The following is a 16,199-nucleotide window of genomic DNA, read 5'->3' as shown; positions in this document are numbered from 1 at the left end:
CTTTGTTGGGCATCAACCCTTTAACGCGCCGGCAGTGAGGCCGGAAACGATTCGGCGCTGGAAGATCAGCACCAGAATCACCAGTGGGACGGTGACCAGCACCGATGCAGCCATCAACAACCCCCAAGGCAACTCATGGGGGCTGCCGCCGGAAATCAAGGCGATGGCGACCGGCACCGTGCGTTGGGTGTCAGTGAGGGTGAAGGTCAGGGCAAACAGGAACTCGTTCCATGCGGCGATGAAGGCCAACAAACCGGTGGTGACCAGTGCGGGCCAGAGCAGCGGCAACAGCACGCGGGTCAGCGTGACCCATGGGGACGCGCCATCCATGATTGCTGCTTCTTCCAGTTCATGGGGCAGTTGGCCCATAAACGTGGTCAGCACCCAGACGGTGAAGGGCAGGGTGAAAATCGTGTAGCTCAAGATCAACGCCAAGGACGTGTTGTACAGACCCAGGGCGCGGATCACTTCGAACAGCCCCGACAGTACAGCGACTTGGGGAAACATCGACACGCCAAGAACCATCATCAAGACCGTGCCACGCCCACGGAACTTCACCCTGCCCAAGGCATAGGCGGCGGTCACACTGAGGAACAGCGCCAGCGTTACCACACACAGCGCAACCACCAGCGAATTACCGATAGCCCGCAGGAATGAGGCTTGATGGAGTACCGCCGCGTAATTGGAAAAGTCGGGGTTATCGATCCAGTAGCTCACCTCGAACAAGGCGCTGGATGGCTTCAGCGACGTCACGATGGCGTAGTAGAAAGGGAAGACCGCATACAGCAGCAACACCCCGATCAGACACCAGAACCCGAGGCGCAACAGCGCTTTTTTCAACAGGCGCGGGCTCATGAGCGGACCTCCAGTTGACGGCGTCCGAGGTAGAGATAAAGCATGGCGATGACCGCAACCACCAGAAACAGCAGCGTCGAGGCGGCGCTGCCATAGCCAACGTCCTGGAACTCCACCAGGTGCTGACGGGCATAGACCGACATACTCATGGTGCTCGAAGAGTTCGAGGTCAGCACATAGATGACGTCGAATACCCGCAGGGAATCGAGGATGCGGAAGATCGCCGCCACCAGCAATGCGGGCATCAGCAGGGGAAGCGTGACACGCCAGAACACCTTCAGCGGATGAATGCCATCGACCCTGGCGGCTTCGTAGCAATCACTCGGCAACATCTGCAAGGCCGCCAGCATCAGCAGCGTGACAAACGGGACGGTCTTCCAGACATCGACGATGATCACCGCCCACATCGACAGGTCTGCATCGGCCGTCCAGGCCAGGGGCGCGTCAATCAGGCCGAGGCTCAGCATCAGGTGATTGATGATGCCGAACTGGTCGTTAAGCATCCATGACCAGATCTTCGCCGAGACAATGGTGGGAATCGCCCAGGGAATCAGAATCAACGCGCGCACCAGTGAGCGGCCGGTGAACTTGATGTTCAGCAGCAACGCCACCAGCAGCCCCAATACGACTTCCAGGCCCACTGACACCACGGTGAAATGCAAGGTGTTGCGCACCGCGTTCCACCATTGCGGATCGACCAGGATGCCCGACCAGCTGGAGCCGTTGTGGAACAGATAATTGCTCAAGCCGACGAAGGATCCGCCACTGGTATCCGACAGGCTGGCGTCGGTCAGGCTGAACCAGAATGTGCGCAGCAGCGGCCAGGCCGCCACCAGGGCCAGACACAGCAACATCGGCGTCAGAAACAGCCAGGCGGCGCGTACCCGGCGACGTTGTACGGGCGTTTCCCTGGTGAGCAGAAGCTCGTCACAGGGGGCATGGGTAGAAGAGACAGACATGGTGATTTCCTTCCTTGTGGCTTACCAGTTCCGGCGTTTGATGCGCGTGAGTTCGCTTTCCAGTTCGGCCAGCGCCTGATCGACAGGCAACTCGCCCGCCAGCACGCCATGCACTCGATCGAAGAACGCATTGGAGACTCGTGGATAGCGATCGGCGGTTATTGCGGCGGGGCGCATCACCCCATCGTTGAGAATGCTGTGCAACTGAGCGTAATAAGGCATTGCCGCGAGCAGTTCGGGATCCTGATACAGCGACTCGATCACCGGGTTATAGGCGGCAGCCAGAGCACGATGTTTTTGCTGTTGGGCACTGGTCAGGTAGCTCACCAGTTCTGCGGCAAGTTTTGGATGGGCGCTGTATCGCGACACCGCCAGCCCCCACCCACCGAGGGTGGAGGCATGGGTACCGGTCTTGCCGCCACGGGGCAGGGGAGCGACCCCGACCTTGTCTTTTACGGCACTGTCCTGGCTTTGTACCAAGGCCCAGACATAAGGCCAGTTACGCATGAACAGCGCATTTCCCGACTGGAATACGCCACGACCTTCTTCCTCGGTGTAGTTGAGTACGCCACGCGGGGAGATGTCACCCACCCAGCTTTTCGCCAGGGTCAAAGCCGTTCTTGAGGCTTGACTGTTGACCACGATGTCGCCTCGTGGGTTGACCATTGCGCCTTCCGGTTGGCTGCTGATCCATTCCAGCGCATTACACGTCAGACCCTCGTAGGCGCGCCCCTGAAAGATGTAACCCCACGCATTGGGGTTCCCGGCATTGCGCTCAGCCTGTTGAATATTCCTGGCGGTAGCAGTCATCTCCTCCCAGGTCTGGGGAACCTGCTGGTTGTACTTCTCGAGCAAGTCCTTGCGGTAATACAGCAGGCCCGAGTCGGTGAACCACGGCATCGTCACCAGCCGTCCGTTCACCGTGGCGTTATCCACCTGTGCCTGGAAGTAGCCTTGGGTCGCGTTGGCAGGAAGCACCTCGCGTAGATCCATCAAGTGTTTGGCCAGCATCCCTGGCCACACCATATCGATTTGAATGATGTCGATGTCGCTGGATTGCGCACTGAGGATCTGTTGATAGAACGACAACCTCTCGGTCGCCGAGTTAGGGGTGGAAACCACCTCGACGTTGTTGCCGGTCTGTTTCGACCACGCCTCGACAGCCTCCTTGCAGAGCTGCAACTCCGCACCCACCGCACCACACGAGATCGTTAAATCGGCTGCGCTCGAGAGGCATGGAAATCCGGCACAGAGGGTGAGTAGTGCGGCTGGAAGGAGAGATTTTAGCTGTTTCATAAAGCCTCTTTATTTTTGTTTTTAGAAAAGTTAACGTTAACATCGCCAAATGTAGCAGCGTATTTGCGATGAGGCATCCTTTTTTTCGTCAATTTTGACAATTCACAATTGACGAAAAAAGGCCGCTCGCGGGAACGGAAAAATAAAAACAAAACAGGGAATTCACATGCAGAAAGCATCAAGCTGGCTACTCGCAAGCGTGCTCGGCACCTCGGCGGTAACCTCTCAGGCCGCGACTCTGGAAGAACGCATGGCCGCGTTTGAAGCCCGTGCCAGCGCAGCGGAAAAGCGTGCGGCCGCAGCCGAACAGCAAACCCAGGCACTCGCCAGGGAATTGCAGCAGATCAAACTTGCCACTCCTCCCTTGCAGCCCGCCGCATCTACTGCGGCAGTAATTTCAGCGCCCGCTTTGGATACCCGACTGGCAAAACTCGAGGCCCGTCAGCAAAGCCTGGAGAAAGAGGCCAGTACCGGACACCTCACTGATGGGTTCAGCTTCAACGGCTACGCCCGCTCCGGATTGCTGATTAACGATGAGCTGGGTGGTGGTCGTGGCGGCCCTTATGCAACTCCTGCCGGTTCAGTCGGTGGTGCAGTCGGGCGACTCGGTAACGAAGACGACACCTACATGCGTATAGACCTGTCGAAAGAAATCTATGCGCAAAACGGCACCCGTTCCAAATTCACGGTCTCCATCGCCGACGGTGTGGAAAGCTCCAATGACTGGACGGCCGACGAAAGCAAACTGAACGTGCGCCAGGTATTCACAGCGCTTGACCATCTCGCTGCGTTCGAGGGCAATTCAGTGTTCGAGAACGCCACCCTGTGGGCAGGCAAGCGATTCGATAGAGATAATTTCGATATCCACTGGCTGGACTCGGACGTTGTCTATCTGGCCGGCACCGGGGGTGGAATCTACGATATGCAGATGAACAAGAATTGGCGTTCGAACTACTCTTTGATCGGGCGTAACTACGGGGATTTCAGTCAAGGCGGTATTAATGCCGATGTGGAAAGCTACATCCTGACCTCCAACCAGTTCTTCGAGGATGGTCAGTGGCAGTGGATGTTCAATGCCATCGGCGCAAAGAAAAACGATTTCGCTACCCGCACCAATGCAGCGGGTTTGACGCCTGCGGATTCCGGCTTGCACAGCATGCTGGCCAATCACCAGAAAAACTTTTTCGGCAGGGAAGGCTTCTTCAAAACGGCGCTGCTCTATGGGCAAGGTCTGGGGGCAGAGGTCAAGAACATCGGCTCAGATGGCGAACTCATAGACGATGCCCGCGCTCTGCGTCTGGCACTTTACGGTGAGACACCCCTTGCGCCCGACTGGCGTATCGGCCCCAGCTTGCTGGCCGAACAGAGCAAGGATAGATACGTCAAGGGTGACGACTACCGCTGGCTGACCCTGAATGTGCGCTTGGCCAATAAAATCAACAGCAATTTCGAGATGGCCTACGAAATAAGCTGGCAAACCATGAACCTCGACCCGAAGGACTATCTACAACGTAATGCGGTCGACGGTAACTTTTGGAAATTCACTGTCGCCCCGACATTCAAACCTGAGGTTGGAGATCTTCTTACACGTCCCGAATTGCGAGTGTTCGCAAGCTTCATGAACTGGTCTTCGGATCTGGACAGATTCAGTACCACAGACTCCTTTGGCATGACGGACTTCAAAGCCGGAGGTGTATGGCAATACGGTATACAAATGGAAACCTGGTTTTAATATTTGAACGCGTGCGGCCAACATCTGCTTTGAGGTTGGCTATGAGAACTTCAACAAACCCTGCCTTTCATCAAAGCGCATTGAGTAAGTGATTACCGGTTGAATCTGATCAGCCAGCAGTTCCCTACGACAAAAAATTGAGGAAATGACGATGGTATTGCCTCGTGCAGTAGTGTTTGGCGAAGCCCTGACCGATCTTGTCCAAGGCACTCCTGGACAGTGGATGGGCTACCCGGGTGGTGCTCCCTGGAACGTTGCACGAGCGCTAAGTCGCTTGGGTGTCAGCAGCGCTTTTGCTGGGTCGGTGAGCATGGATTCACTGGGTGACGAGATCGTTTCGCAGTCGGAAGCGGCAGCATTGGATATGAGGTTTATCCAGCGGGTAGACCGAGATCCTTTGGTCGCCATCGTTCCATCGAGCCATCCGCCAAGATACTTTTTTGCTGGAGATGCCGATCTGTTTTTTGATCCGGATCTGATGCCAGAAGGATGGATCAACCAAGCAGAGCTGTGTCATTTCAGCTGCATCAGTTTGGCTAGACAGCCACTCTCAGACAGGCTGGTTAAAATTGCTCAGCAGGCCAAAGAAGCCGGTAAGCGGATTAGCTATGATCCGAACTGGCGCAATTTAATGGATAGCCATTATCGGGAGCAGACCTTCCCTACGATGACTGCTCTTGCTGACATGATTAAGCTTTCCGACGAAGATCTTCGGCAAATTTATCCAGGGCTGACCGAGCACCAGGCAATGGATGAACTTCGCGCTCTTAATCCTCAGGCACAGATCCTTTTTACCCGAGGGGAACACGGGATGGTTCTCCACACCCCGGACATCCAACTCGAGCAGCCAGCTATTGCCGTGAAAGTGGAAGACACGGTTGGAGCAGGAGACGCTTGTATGGCTGGTTGGTTGGCTGCGGAGTTGCTGGGGATCGCAGACTTGAGAGCGCGCCTACGATTTTCAGCGGCTTGCGCATCCATATCTTGTCGCCATGCCGGAGCCCACGCTCCAGCGCTAGCTGATGTGGAAGGTTTACTGGAGCTGATAATACATACCTGACGATGGTTGCCGGCGCCGAGAAATTGTTTAAGGAAACTCTAAAAAAGACTTCCAGATTTGATGAAATATCCACCTCGCACGAACTGAACGGTTGAGCCAGGATGAAACAGATAGCCTCGCAAGCCTGGCGCAATGAAGCGTCATCTAGGGCATAGGCAATGCGAATGTAGGGGCCAAGACCAAAAGCGCTGCCATGCACCTGTTTGGGGTGTCGCCTGTGTTCTGCGTCATAGCGTTTGGTCAGTTTTCGCCATTGTTTTGATATAGCTCCAAAGGAGTTTGTTATTCCATAAAAACAGTACAATGTAATTTTATATTGCGTTTTAATCTAATCAGGCTTTTTCATCTGATTGGAGCGATTGTCTTGAAAAGTAAGGATTTTTTCACCTTTGGCTTGGCGTTATTGGCTTCCTGCTCAACGGCTTTCGCAGGTACCACCCTGGATCGCGTGGAGAAAAAAGGCGAGTTGACCGGCGTCTTGATGGAGAACTATCCGCCGTTCTCTTTTCTCAATGAGCAGAACCAGCTGGATGGCTTTGATGTGGATGTGGCCAAGGCTGTTGCACAACGCCTGGGCGTTAAACTGAAATTGGAAACACCGTCCTGGGATGTGATTGCCGCTGGCCGCTGGAGTGGACGCTATGACATCTGCGTCTGCTCGATGACCCCGAGCAAGGCCCGAGCAGAGGTGTTTGATTTTCCGGTCGAGTATTACCAGTCGCCAGCGGTCATCGTGGTGAATGCCAAGGACAAAGGCATCACGTCGGGCAAAGACTTGTCCGGCAAAAAAGTCGGTGTGATCAGCGCGTCCACTTACGAAGCCTATTTGAACAAGGATCTGGTAATCGAGGGCGCCGAGGACAAGCCATTGAGCTATCCCTTCGAAAATGTCCAGGTGGCTCCCTACGATAATGAAACAGTGGCATTCCAGGATCTGGCACTGGGCACAGGCGTTCGTCTGGATGCCATGGTCACCAACCTCATCACCGCCCGCGAGCGCATTGCCCAGGATCCTCGCTTCAAAATTGCCGGCGACTCGCTGTATGCCGAACCAAACGTAGTGGCGGTAGAGAAGGGCGATCCGCAATGGAATACCAAAGTCACCGAGGTCATTACTCAACTCAAGACTGACGGCACGTTGAGCAAGATTTCGCAGAAGTGGATCGGTGCCGACATCAGCCAATGACAGCCCTCAACCCACACCCAGCCAAGGCGACTGTCGCACCCGGAATCGAGACGCGCCGCTTTAGTCAATTATTTGGATTTCGCACTCGCCTGTATCTGACGTGGGCGGCGTTGTTTGGATTGTGCGTCATGTTCTTCATGAGCTTTGATCTGAAGTTCTCGATCATTCTGGAGAAATGGCCAAATCTGGTCGGTCTGCATCTGGGGCCAAACGGTTTCCTGCAAGGTGCCGCGCTGACGTTATTTCTATGCTTCTGTTCGATCTGGCTTTCATTGCTCCTTGGCTTTGTGACGGCGCTAGCGCGTCTGTCACGCAGCGCAGTGGCGTTCGGCATTGCCAGTTTCTATGCATCTTTTTTTCGCGGTACACCGCTGCTGATCCAGATCCTGCTGATCTATTTGGGCTTGCCGCAGTTGGGCGTCGTGCCAGGTGCAATCAGCGCCGGGATCATTGCTCTTTCGCTTAATTATGGTGCCTACCTGAGCGAGATTTTTCGCGCCGGCATCCTGGCTGTGGCACCTGGGCAGCGCGAAGCGGCGATGGCGCTGGGCCTCAGGCCGACGGCGACGTTTCTGTACATCGTTTTACCGCAGGCCATGCGCACGATCATTCCACCAACGACCAGTCAGTTCATTTCAATGCTCAAAGACTCGTCACTGATTTCGGTGATGGGCGTGTGGGAGGTGATGTTCCTGGCGCAGTCTTACGGGCGGTCTTCTTATCGCTACATCGAAATGCTAACCACCGCAGCCGTTATCTATTGGTTGCTATCCATCGGGCTTGAATTGATCCAGCACCGCCTTGAGCGCCACTACGGCAAAGGATTCAAGAATCAGCGGTGATCCGCCGCGATTAATGACTTTAATGACGGGAACCACCATGTCCGATCCAAAACCTCTTTTGTTTGCGCTCTATGAGCAAGCCAGTGTTGGCTGCGGCGGTGCGCCAAGCCTCTGGACGCACCCGGCTGACGAACGCCTGGCCATCAACTCGCTGGGCTATTGGTCGAACCTGGCGCGCATTGCCGACCAGGCGCACCTCGACATGCTGTTTTTTGGTGATGTCCTGGGTTTCTACGACGTGTTTGGCGGCAACGCTGATGCGGCGATGAAATGGGCCGTGGAAGCGCCGGCCAATGACCCGCTGATGATCATCCCGGCATTGGCGGCCGTGACGCAAAACCTGGCCTTTGGCGTCACCGTGACCACCAGCTACGAACATCCTTTTATCCATGCCCGACGCTTCAGTACGCTGGATCACCTCACCAACGGCCGGGTCGGCTGGAACATCGTCACTTCATACCTGTCCAGCGCCGCCCGCAACTTCGGCTTGGAGCAGATGATCAAGCACGATGATCGTTATGAGCGCGCCGAAGAGTTTCTTGATGTGGTCTACAAGCTCTGGGAGGGCAGTTGGGCCGACGACGCTGTGGTCGCGGACAAGACGCGCCAGCTCTACGCTCGGGGCGAGCGTGTGCGACCGATCAATCATGCGGGTGAGCATTACCGGGTGGCCGGGCCGCACTTGACCTCCCCATCGCCACAACGAACGCCTTTGTTGATTCAGGCTGGCTGGTCGGGGCGCGGTCGTGATTTTGCGGCCAAGCACGCCGAACTGATCTTCATCGCCAAGTCCAACCCGCAGGAGATTCGTCTGGGGCTAGAGGAAATCTGGGCCAAGGCCCAAGCACGTGGCCGTCAGCGTGAGGATGTGAAGTCGCTGACGGTATTACGTATCGTCACTGCGAAAACAGAAATTGAAGCTCAGCGTAAATTTGACGAACTGCAAAGCAACTATCACTTGCAGGCACAACTGGTCAGCTACGCGGGCGACACCGGTATTGATATCGGACGCTATGCGGACAGTGAGGCACTGTCGACTCACACCGAGGGCATGACCTCCTATGTGATGCATCCCGATGGCAGTGGCAAGCCCTTGACGGCCGGTGACGTCAAACAGCGTTTCGCCAATGTCACCCGAGGCAGCGATCTGATTCTGGTGGGAACGCCGCAACAGGTGGCTGAACGCATTGAGGAACATGCACGAATATCCGGCACCAGCGGCTACATGATTAATCCGCTGATCAGCCCGGGCAGTCTTGAGGATTTCGTCGAACTGGTGATCCCTGAATTGCAAAAACGTGGGCTATACCGCACCCAACCGCAAAGCGGTACTTTCCGTTCGCGGTTACGGGCCGACGGTTCGAGCCATTTACCAACGTCGGCTTATGGTGCCTCGTTTCGTTTCGATAACGATTTGTAGTGCTTAGTACACTCGGTAGGCCGTGGTAGATCACGTTCAATGATTGACGGCTGTTTTGTGTCATGGATTGCGTGTCGAGCGCGACATCCTGCAATACCTGGTAGACCTCGCGGGCTGCGAGGCGGTATTCGCGGTAACCCAATATCGGTGACCGTGAAGCAGAAATACAAAGCCCCGAAGGTTCGCGTCTTCGGGGCTTCTATTTTCGCCTCCATTTCTTAATGATTGGCGAAACATTCCGGCCATATGATTCGCGTCACCGAAACTTACAGGTGCGGCAGCAATCCAACTGCGAGGTCGATACAAATTTATTGCGGGACGCGGGTGAGCATCGGGGTGGATATTTCAAAAGCGTAAGAATTTGCAGAAATACTGAAGATTCCACAGTTCTCAGAACTAAATAATTGATCTTGTCTTTATAAAAAAATAATAAAGTTCAATGGTTTTTCATCGCCTGCTTGCACTTTTTCAATATGTTTGTTCGTGGCAATTCATGCCTGCACAGATTGCCTTTTTTGCCCGCAACTAAAGATTTATAAATGATTGAATTCGGAAGCGATGCTCTGATGCATTTTAATGTCAAAAGATACTAAACGGCCTGGTAAAGTTTTTTTCGATTATGGAGTTTATCTCCGCCATGTCATCGGCGCAGATTTTGTGGTGGGCTCCACCTGTGGCGATGTCTCGCGTGGTTCTACCTATACGAACCTTGGATGCGTTTTTGTAATAAAATGGCACATATTTCAATATTTTCTGGCGAGACCATCCATTGTCCACAAGGAAGAAGTAAAGACTGTAGCGAAGCGATCTCATACTGAATGCCGCTCCAATGTTTTTCATTATTTTATTGAAGCTATCTTGCACGGCTCGAGAACTGACCGGGCCCGGCAGCGCTTTTCGTGTGCTGCAGGGGAAGACATAGTTGTTGGAACTGCCTGCATAAGCCAACCAGACCTCGAGTGCCGCCAAAGGACAGAGTAAAGGAAGGCGACCTAGCTGAAAGGAGTATTTCGTTCCGCCTCCGTTCGCTTCGGTACGGTCAATGGTGATTTTGAGAAAACCGTCAGCCATCGTTACCTCGTTCCACCTAAGTTTACAAACCTGTAGGGTGGTCAGCCCGAACCAGAAACCAATAAGCAAAATTGCTCTGTTACGGCGGGCAACCAGTCCGGAGTAACGAATTGATCTCCCCACTTCGTCGCATTCTGCGTTGGGCGGCGTCTCGCGGCAGAAACGTCGTTCATGCGCATCGGCAAGGTACATTACATCAGCTATAGAGGGGGGCAGTTGAAGTGAAACTCGTGGACGCAATCCACGCCTGATTTGGCCTGCCAGAGCGATCACTGACGGGCACGTAGTAGGATCGGGAAAATCATTGTCCTGATGCCAGCGACCGAGTGCTGCGAGCGCGTGATCTATCCGTACCCCGCCATCACAGACATAGCAGTCTGCCAGATAAACACAGACTTCGTAGGCAAGCGCCGGCAAATCCCGACTTTGCGACTGAATGTAATGTAGCAAGGTCCTGCCGTACTGAGTTTTTAGGTCGACGGCGAAACCATCGTGTGGCTCACATTTTTGCCTGTTCATAATGCCCCGTTGTTCTGAACGTTGCATTGCTCTTTGTCAAGTTTAGTGTGTGCCTATACCGGAGCGCATAGACGCTGAGTTTTTGTTTTTTTTCATAGCCCTTTATACCGTCGTCTATACTCAGTGCTCGGTGCTGCCACCCCAATTAAAGGGAATTCACGCGAGGGAAAGGCTTGACACCCTACGACTCTCATCGGTCTTGGGGATGGCTATGCCTAATAAAACACCGGAAAATGCATTTCTCGCGCGGCTCCGTAGCAGGCGATCGACTCGAAGCTACTTGTGGTTGGTCTACAGCCATAAGATCCGTTCTGACCTCATTCTGGAAAGCAACCAGGAACTCGCTCACTGGCTCTTGAACCTTGAGTTTGATGCCCATGTTGTTGATTTTTGGATCCCTGCGGCAAGTGAACTGTATGGCGAACAGCGAGGGGGGCGTCGGACCCGGCCAGATGTAGTAGTGAGAAACGCCGACGGCGTGCAGGAGTGGCATGAGGTCAAAGCAGGACATGTTGATGAAGTAAATTCCAGCGAACAGATCATGATGCAGCGAGAAATATGCGCGAACAACGGCGCTATATATCGCTTATTCGATGAGTCTACGCGCATCCCCCGCCAGTATGAGCTAGTACCACGTCTTCGCCTGATGCACTTCATTGCAGTTGCGCGCAATCAACCCATCGTTGATCACGTGCAGATGACTACTCTCGATTACGTGAATCAAGTGAAGGCCGGGACGCTTGGTGGTTTGCTGCAAACCTATCCCGAGCTGGCTCCCACACACCTGATTAGCGCGATGGTACGCCTCATGATCGAAGGGGTTGTGGCACTGGAAATCGAGGGCACCACCCCCACGAGACAGACGGCCTGGTCATTGAAGGGGGCATTATGAAACGTGTCGCGGTTCCGCAGGCATTCAGGAACGGTGATTGGCCGCGTGTCGAGCCAGCATCAGTGTCACAGGCAGAATGGCCGGACTTCGCCAGCAAACGGCTCGCCGTGTCAATGTATATCGACGGCGCTTCAATGAAGGAGATCAAGCTGCGAACCGGAATGCCGGCCAATGAGGTCAACCGAAATGTGCAGCGCTTCTGCTCTATGGATGAGGAGGGGCATTACTTCGGTGAGCAGGCCTTGCTGGCGCAAGCGCGGGTTGTTTCCTATACGCGACGCAAGCCCATTGGTCCGAAACGAACCGAGCAGCAAGGGGGCCTGACCGGAGTGCTCAACATGCTCTTATCTGAGCACAGCGAAATTGAAGCTGCCATGATCGACATTCTCCGTACCCCGGGTGCGGTATGGAGTGATGCCCGAGGGGGCATGAGTATCTTGGTATCGAAATTTTATCAAACCCTGGAGAAGGCCGGAATTGTGTCCCCGTCCTGGCCGTTCAACACTAAGCACAAAGGTCGTACGTCGATACGGAAGTACTTGAAAGCACTACGGGCACGGTTCGCCGTCCAGTACATCCACGCTCACGGAGACGAGGCTGCCGTAGCTCACCTTGCGACCGGGACAGGCCATAAGCGCTACATCCAGGCGAAGCGGCCGTTCGATTGCGCTCAACTTGATGGCCATTACATCGACGCCATATTTGCACTGAGAGTAGAAGAAGCTCCGGGAGTCTATCAGTGGGTCGTGGTCGATCGGATCTGGTTACTATCGATGATCGATGCCTTCGCCAACGCCGTCCTGGCCTACAAGCTGGTACTGAGAAGTGAAGTCTCAGCGTCCGATGTGCGCGAAGTCATTGCCCAGGCTTGCCTTGGGCACTGGCGCCCGAGGGTGTTGGCCAATGAAGAATATCGGTACAAGCCGGGTGCAGGGCTGCCCTCGGGCGTCATCGAAGACTGCCAGGGCATCAGCTTCGGGGTGTTGTTTGCCGACAGCCACCTGTCCAACCTCGCCAAAAAAATCACTACCGTGGCACGCTGCGACTTCGGTTTCCAGGTGTGCATAGGCCCGGTGGGGCATTTTGAAACGCGGGCGGAGATCGAGCGCTCCTTTCTTGAGGTGGCACGGAACGTTCACCTGTTGGTGTCATCGACAGGAAGTCATCCTTATGCCGGCCGAGCCAAGGACGCCGAACAAAAGGCGGTGGACTACGAAATAGACCTCACGCTCATGGAGGATGCGATGGACGTGATGCTGGCCAACTACAATGCCCGGCCCAGCGAAGGGCTGGGACACTTTTCCCCGCTGGGTTACCTGGAGCAGTTCTTCCGCCAGGGCATGCTCATACCAAGGTACGGGGCTGATCAGGTAGAGCGATTGCAAGCAGACATGACCACACGCAAGGCCACGGTGCGTGGCAGTTGCGACAATGGACGTCGTCCTTACATCCAACTAGACCGGGTGCACTACACCAACGAGGTTCTGGCCGGTGATTTTGGCTTCGTCGGCATGGAGTTATTGATCGAAATTGACAATCGCGATTACCGGGCAGTCAAAGCGTACCTGGCAACTGGCGGCTGTCTCGGTTTTCTCCTAGCGCAGGGATTTTGGGGCGAATTCAAGCATACACCCTCCGTACGGCGCAGGGTAAACAGCTTGATTTGCTCAGGGGAGCTGCAAATCGATGCAGATAAAAGCCCAGTTCAGCAGCTCAGTGATTATTTCACCCAGCACGGGCAAGCTGGCGTGGCGTTGTCCATCACCCGGGAAGCTGCCACCCCGGAGGCAGATAATCCGCGCCCCCAAAAAAACCGGCCAGTGCGACCGGACTATTTTATCCAGGCGGATGCCGATTACGGTGAACTGCCCACCCCCGGCCGCGTGCTGAACCGAGGCGAGCGATGAGCTCCTCCGCACATCCCCTAGTCACCGACAGGGCGCAGATCATCACGCACCAGATGGTCCGTGTACTTCGATTAAGCCTCGATCGGGTGAGCGCCAGACGATCAGCCGTGCTGTTCGAAGGCAAGCCGCGGGTCGGTAAATCCCGTTGTGCAGAATTCGTCGCCGACCAGTTGAAGGTCCAGTTGCCGAACGTGCACGTAATGCTACACATCGCCCGTTACCGCGAACCCGGCAAGCGGCAGTCCGTGTTGACTGAGCTGTGTCTATCGGAGAACACCAAGCCTACATCACGTGGAGTAGATTACCTCCAGCACCTACTGGCTTATATCGAAGGGCATGTGACCGGTCAGCCTGCACCGCAATGTGTACTGGTTGTCGATGAAATTCAACATTGGCGTCCAAACGACTACCACGTATTGGCCGACCTGCACAATTACCTCCAGGTGGAAGGTATTACTCTGACGGTGATTGGTTTCGCGCAATCGGAGATCTATGAGCGGCTCACGGGGCTTCAGTTGGTATCGCACCATGCGATAGTGGGGCGTTTCTTCTCGGAAATCATCCCGTTCCGAGGCTGTCGCAACGTTGAGGAACTGACGACGATTCTAGCGGGATGCGACGATAACTCCGAATACCCTGTCGGGTCGGGCACCAGTTATACAGCCTTCTTCGTGCCCGAGGCATTTGCCGCCGGTTTCAGGCTGGCCCCGCTGGCCGGCTTATTTTGGAAGGCATTCGCTGAAAGTGTGACAGGGAAGTATGTCAACAATCTCCCCATGCAACATGTGCGCGAAGCGATCGTCGACCTGTTGCTGCTCATTGCGCCACATGACAGCGCCCTGTTCGAAACCGATGAAAAGCTGGTCAACGAGGCGGTGCGCCGCTCCGGTGTGCGGACATTTTGCGATGTACTATAAAAACGGTCTATTTTTCCCGGATTATTTTCCCTGGCCGTTTGAGCATGCCGTTGCCAGCCTGCACAAGGCGGCCGTGGTAAATGGCGTCAACGGTAGAGTGGTACTGGACACCTTTCCCCTGAAGAAGGCGCAGCGAGTCTCGAAAAAAGGCAAGGACGCTCATATCGAGAAGGCTTTAGGCGCGATTTACCATGACTCTCGGTTTTTTGTGTCGCTGACCAATTCCGCCAAACGCGCCGCCGCTTATTTTCCGAAGCATACGAACGGCACAGCCAAGTACTGCGCACAATGTCTGGCAGAAGCAGGATTCGTCGCGGCGTTCTTTTCACTGCGCTTTGTTGTCTGCTGTCCTTGGCACCAGCAACCGCTGAAACCGCTCTGTGAACGTTGCCTGGACGTTCGGAAATTCACACCCACGCCGTTCGGGAGTTCGGTCGGCTATAGCTGCCAGGACTGCGGCTACTGGGTGCCGAGCCGGGCAGCAATCTTTGCCGCCTGTCGTTTTCGTGGCGCCAGCCCCTTCATTTTTGCTTGCCGCGATTTTCTCACCAATACTGCCCGGCTGCACCGGCTGGGGGTATTGGACGTGCTCCATTTTGCAGTGGTAAGCGATGACCGTGCGCATGCCCTTGCCGCCGGGGGCGTCATGCAGGAGGCACTTCCTGACCACACTACAAAAATATGGCTGAAGGAATTCGAACTGGGCGGTCCGCGTCCGGCGTGCAATTTTCCAGATGAAGACTACCGGCGGTTTGTCGGCTTTCATCAGGGGCGCCTGCTTAATGCGCATCGCGACTGCCCATGTCGTGGCGTTCTTTCGCTACCTGATTTGGGTAATTCGCCGCGCAGCGTCTGTGTGTATAACGCGGCATTGTCTCTGTTTCGGCAAAAATTTGAATACCTGATGAGTGATCAAGCGGTGCCGCGCCTATCCGAACGGGCCTCACTGGAGTTGGCCAAACTCAATATGGCGCCCAAGGTGGCGAGAGTGTTTTTTCAGAGTGTGTTCTACCAGCTTGTCGCCCGCTTATGGTTCTGGAGTCGTTCGGCGTCGCGGTTTGTCGCTCATGTTGATCTTCAGCATTTTTTTGCGGTATTGGAGGTAGGCAGAAACCAGACCATGTTGGACCGCCTCCTTGGGGAGCGGCTGCAAGGGCGCTATCGGTGTCTGTTTGACCTTCCCGCTGACCGTGCGTCCTTGCGCCGGCTTATGGGGCCTGTCCAGAACGCGCAAGCGCTCGTTATCCGTAATTTCGGTACCTGTGCCGAGCTCAGCACCCCGACAACTACCCCCACCCTGTTCTACGGCTCCCTGAGGGCGACCGCGATGTTTTATTTCTAGCCGAGATGCCTGGCAACGCCGGACCAGGTGTCATCGCTCACGTGTCTGGGAGGAAAGGCGAATCTTTGATTTGGTCGCCTTCACCCGCGTGTCTGCAAGTCTGGTGGCTGGATAGGTGTTGTTGCGACATGGCCGAAACGTGCCTGGGAAGTGCGCACGCCGACAACCAGCCTCCAGTCTGGCAATGCCTTTCTGCGGCAA

13 protein-coding genes are annotated in these 16,199 nt (G+C 55.1%); 9 read left to right on the top strand and 4 right to left on the bottom strand.

Going from position 1 to position 16,199, the window contains the following annotated elements:
• Nucleotides 1-12: 12 nt before the first annotated feature.
• The 3 genes from PMI28_RS04425 to PMI28_RS04435 are packed head-to-tail and all read right to left on the bottom strand — an operon-like array spanning nt 13 to nt 3,110.
• Nucleotides 13-855 (bottom strand): carbohydrate ABC transporter permease, encoded by an 843-nt coding sequence (locus PMI28_RS04425; protein ID WP_007991104.1) that lies wholly within the window; start codon nt 853-855, stop codon nt 13-15.
• Nucleotides 852-1,814 carry a carbohydrate ABC transporter permease gene (locus PMI28_RS04430; RefSeq protein WP_007991103.1) on the bottom strand — a complete coding sequence of 321 codons (963 nt, stop codon included), beginning with the start codon at nt 1,812-1,814 and terminating at the stop codon, nt 852-854. The genes PMI28_RS04425 and PMI28_RS04430 overlap by 4 nt, the downstream gene beginning before the upstream one ends.
• Before the next feature lie 21 nt (nt 1,815-1,835).
• Nucleotides 1,836-3,110 (bottom strand): ABC transporter substrate-binding protein, encoded by a 1,275-nt coding sequence (locus tag PMI28_RS04435; protein WP_007991101.1) that lies wholly within the window; start codon nt 3,108-3,110, stop codon nt 1,836-1,838.
• Between the two features lie 166 nt (nt 3,111-3,276).
• Here PMI28_RS04435 and PMI28_RS04440 point away from each other — a divergent pair, with 166 nt between their 5' ends.
• The 5 genes from PMI28_RS04440 (at nt 3,277) to PMI28_RS04460 (ending at nt 9,350) form a co-directional block, all read left to right on the top strand.
• On the top strand, nt 3,277-4,842 hold the full coding sequence (locus PMI28_RS04440; protein ID WP_007991099.1) for a carbohydrate porin: 1,566 nt from the start codon (nt 3,277-3,279) through the stop codon (nt 4,840-4,842).
• A gap of 151 nt (nt 4,843-4,993) precedes the next feature.
• Nucleotides 4,994-5,902, top strand: coding sequence for a carbohydrate kinase family protein (locus tag PMI28_RS04445; protein WP_007991097.1), 909 nt, complete (start codon nt 4,994-4,996; stop codon nt 5,900-5,902).
• 481 nt (nt 5,903-6,383) lie between these two features.
• Nucleotides 6,384-7,088 carry a transporter substrate-binding domain-containing protein gene (locus PMI28_RS04450; RefSeq protein ID WP_443200739.1) on the top strand — a complete coding sequence of 235 codons (705 nt, stop codon included), beginning with the start codon at nt 6,384-6,386 and terminating at the stop codon, nt 7,086-7,088.
• Complete coding sequence (locus tag PMI28_RS04455) at nt 7,085-7,930, top strand: amino acid ABC transporter permease (protein ID WP_007991092.1); 846 nt, start codon at nt 7,085-7,087, stop codon at nt 7,928-7,930. Before PMI28_RS04450 ends, PMI28_RS04455 begins: the two co-directional genes overlap by 4 nt.
• 37 nt (nt 7,931-7,967) lie before the next feature.
• On the top strand, nt 7,968-9,350 hold the full coding sequence (locus PMI28_RS04460) for an LLM class flavin-dependent oxidoreductase (protein ID WP_007991090.1): 1,383 nt from the start codon (nt 7,968-7,970) through the stop codon (nt 9,348-9,350).
• A 579-nt stretch (nt 9,351-9,929) separates the two neighbouring features.
• Here the strand turns inward: PMI28_RS04460 and PMI28_RS30595 are convergent.
• Nucleotides 9,930-10,967 (bottom strand): hypothetical protein, encoded by a 1,038-nt coding sequence (locus PMI28_RS30595; protein ID WP_157395788.1) that lies wholly within the window; start codon nt 10,965-10,967, stop codon nt 9,930-9,932.
• A 253-nt stretch (nt 10,968-11,220) separates the two neighbouring features.
• Here PMI28_RS30595 and PMI28_RS04470 point away from each other — a divergent pair, with 253 nt between their 5' ends.
• Genes PMI28_RS04470 through PMI28_RS04485 form a run of 4 tightly spaced genes read left to right on the top strand, consistent with a single transcriptional unit; the run spans nt 11,221 to nt 15,998 of the window.
• Nucleotides 11,221-11,832, top strand: coding sequence for a hypothetical protein (locus PMI28_RS04470; RefSeq protein WP_157395787.1), 612 nt, complete (start codon nt 11,221-11,223; stop codon nt 11,830-11,832).
• On the top strand, nt 11,829-13,739 hold the full coding sequence (locus PMI28_RS04475) for a hypothetical protein (protein ID WP_007991084.1): 1,911 nt from the start codon (nt 11,829-11,831) through the stop codon (nt 13,737-13,739). The genes PMI28_RS04470 and PMI28_RS04475 overlap by 4 nt, the downstream gene beginning before the upstream one ends.
• Nucleotides 13,736-14,656, top strand: coding sequence for an ATP-binding protein (locus tag PMI28_RS04480; protein WP_007991082.1), 921 nt, complete (start codon nt 13,736-13,738; stop codon nt 14,654-14,656). The genes PMI28_RS04475 and PMI28_RS04480 overlap by 4 nt, the downstream gene beginning before the upstream one ends.
• Nucleotides 14,646-15,998 carry a hypothetical protein gene (locus PMI28_RS04485; RefSeq protein ID WP_007991079.1) on the top strand — a complete coding sequence of 451 codons (1,353 nt, stop codon included), beginning with the start codon at nt 14,646-14,648 and terminating at the stop codon, nt 15,996-15,998. The genes PMI28_RS04480 and PMI28_RS04485 overlap by 11 nt, the downstream gene beginning before the upstream one ends.
• Nucleotides 15,999-16,199: the final 201 nt, after the last annotated feature.

The organism is Pseudomonas sp. GM48 (genome assembly GCF_000282335.1).
Lineage (GTDB): Bacteria > Pseudomonadota > Gammaproteobacteria > Pseudomonadales > Pseudomonadaceae > Aquipseudomonas.
Note: the sequence above shows the minus strand (reverse complement) of the source record. Positions and strands in the feature narration are given on the sequence as shown.

Bases quoted from the DNA above. Each gene is read 5' to 3' on its own strand.
- PMI28_RS04430 (WP_007991103.1), bottom strand. From the start codon at position 1,814: ATGTCTGTCTCTTCTACCCATGCCCCCTGTGACGAGCTTCTGCTCACC.
- PMI28_RS04435 (WP_007991101.1), bottom strand. From the start codon at position 3,110: ATGAAACAGCTAAAATCTCTCCTTCCAGCCGCACTACTCACCCTCTGT.
- PMI28_RS04450 (WP_443200739.1), top strand. From the start codon at position 6,384: ATGGAGAACTATCCGCCGTTCTCTTTTCTCAATGAGCAGAACCAGCTG.
- PMI28_RS04475 (WP_007991084.1), top strand. From the start codon at position 11,829: ATGAAACGTGTCGCGGTTCCGCAGGCATTCAGGAACGGTGATTGGCCG.
- PMI28_RS04480 (WP_007991082.1), top strand. From the start codon at position 13,736: ATGAGCTCCTCCGCACATCCCCTAGTCACCGACAGGGCGCAGATCATC.
- PMI28_RS04460 (WP_007991090.1), top strand. From the start codon at position 7,968: ATGTCCGATCCAAAACCTCTTTTGTTTGCGCTCTATGAGCAAGCCAGT.
- PMI28_RS30595 (WP_157395788.1), bottom strand. From the start codon at position 10,967: ATGCAACGTTCAGAACAACGGGGCATTATGAACAGGCAAAAATGTGAG.
- PMI28_RS04445 (WP_007991097.1), top strand. From the start codon at position 4,994: ATGGTATTGCCTCGTGCAGTAGTGTTTGGCGAAGCCCTGACCGATCTT.
- PMI28_RS04455 (WP_007991092.1), top strand. From the start codon at position 7,085: ATGACAGCCCTCAACCCACACCCAGCCAAGGCGACTGTCGCACCCGGA.
- PMI28_RS04425 (WP_007991104.1), bottom strand. From the start codon at position 855: ATGAGCCCGCGCCTGTTGAAAAAAGCGCTGTTGCGCCTCGGGTTCTGG.
- PMI28_RS04440 (WP_007991099.1), top strand. From the start codon at position 3,277: ATGCAGAAAGCATCAAGCTGGCTACTCGCAAGCGTGCTCGGCACCTCG.
- PMI28_RS04485 (WP_007991079.1), top strand. From the start codon at position 14,646: ATGTACTATAAAAACGGTCTATTTTTCCCGGATTATTTTCCCTGGCCG.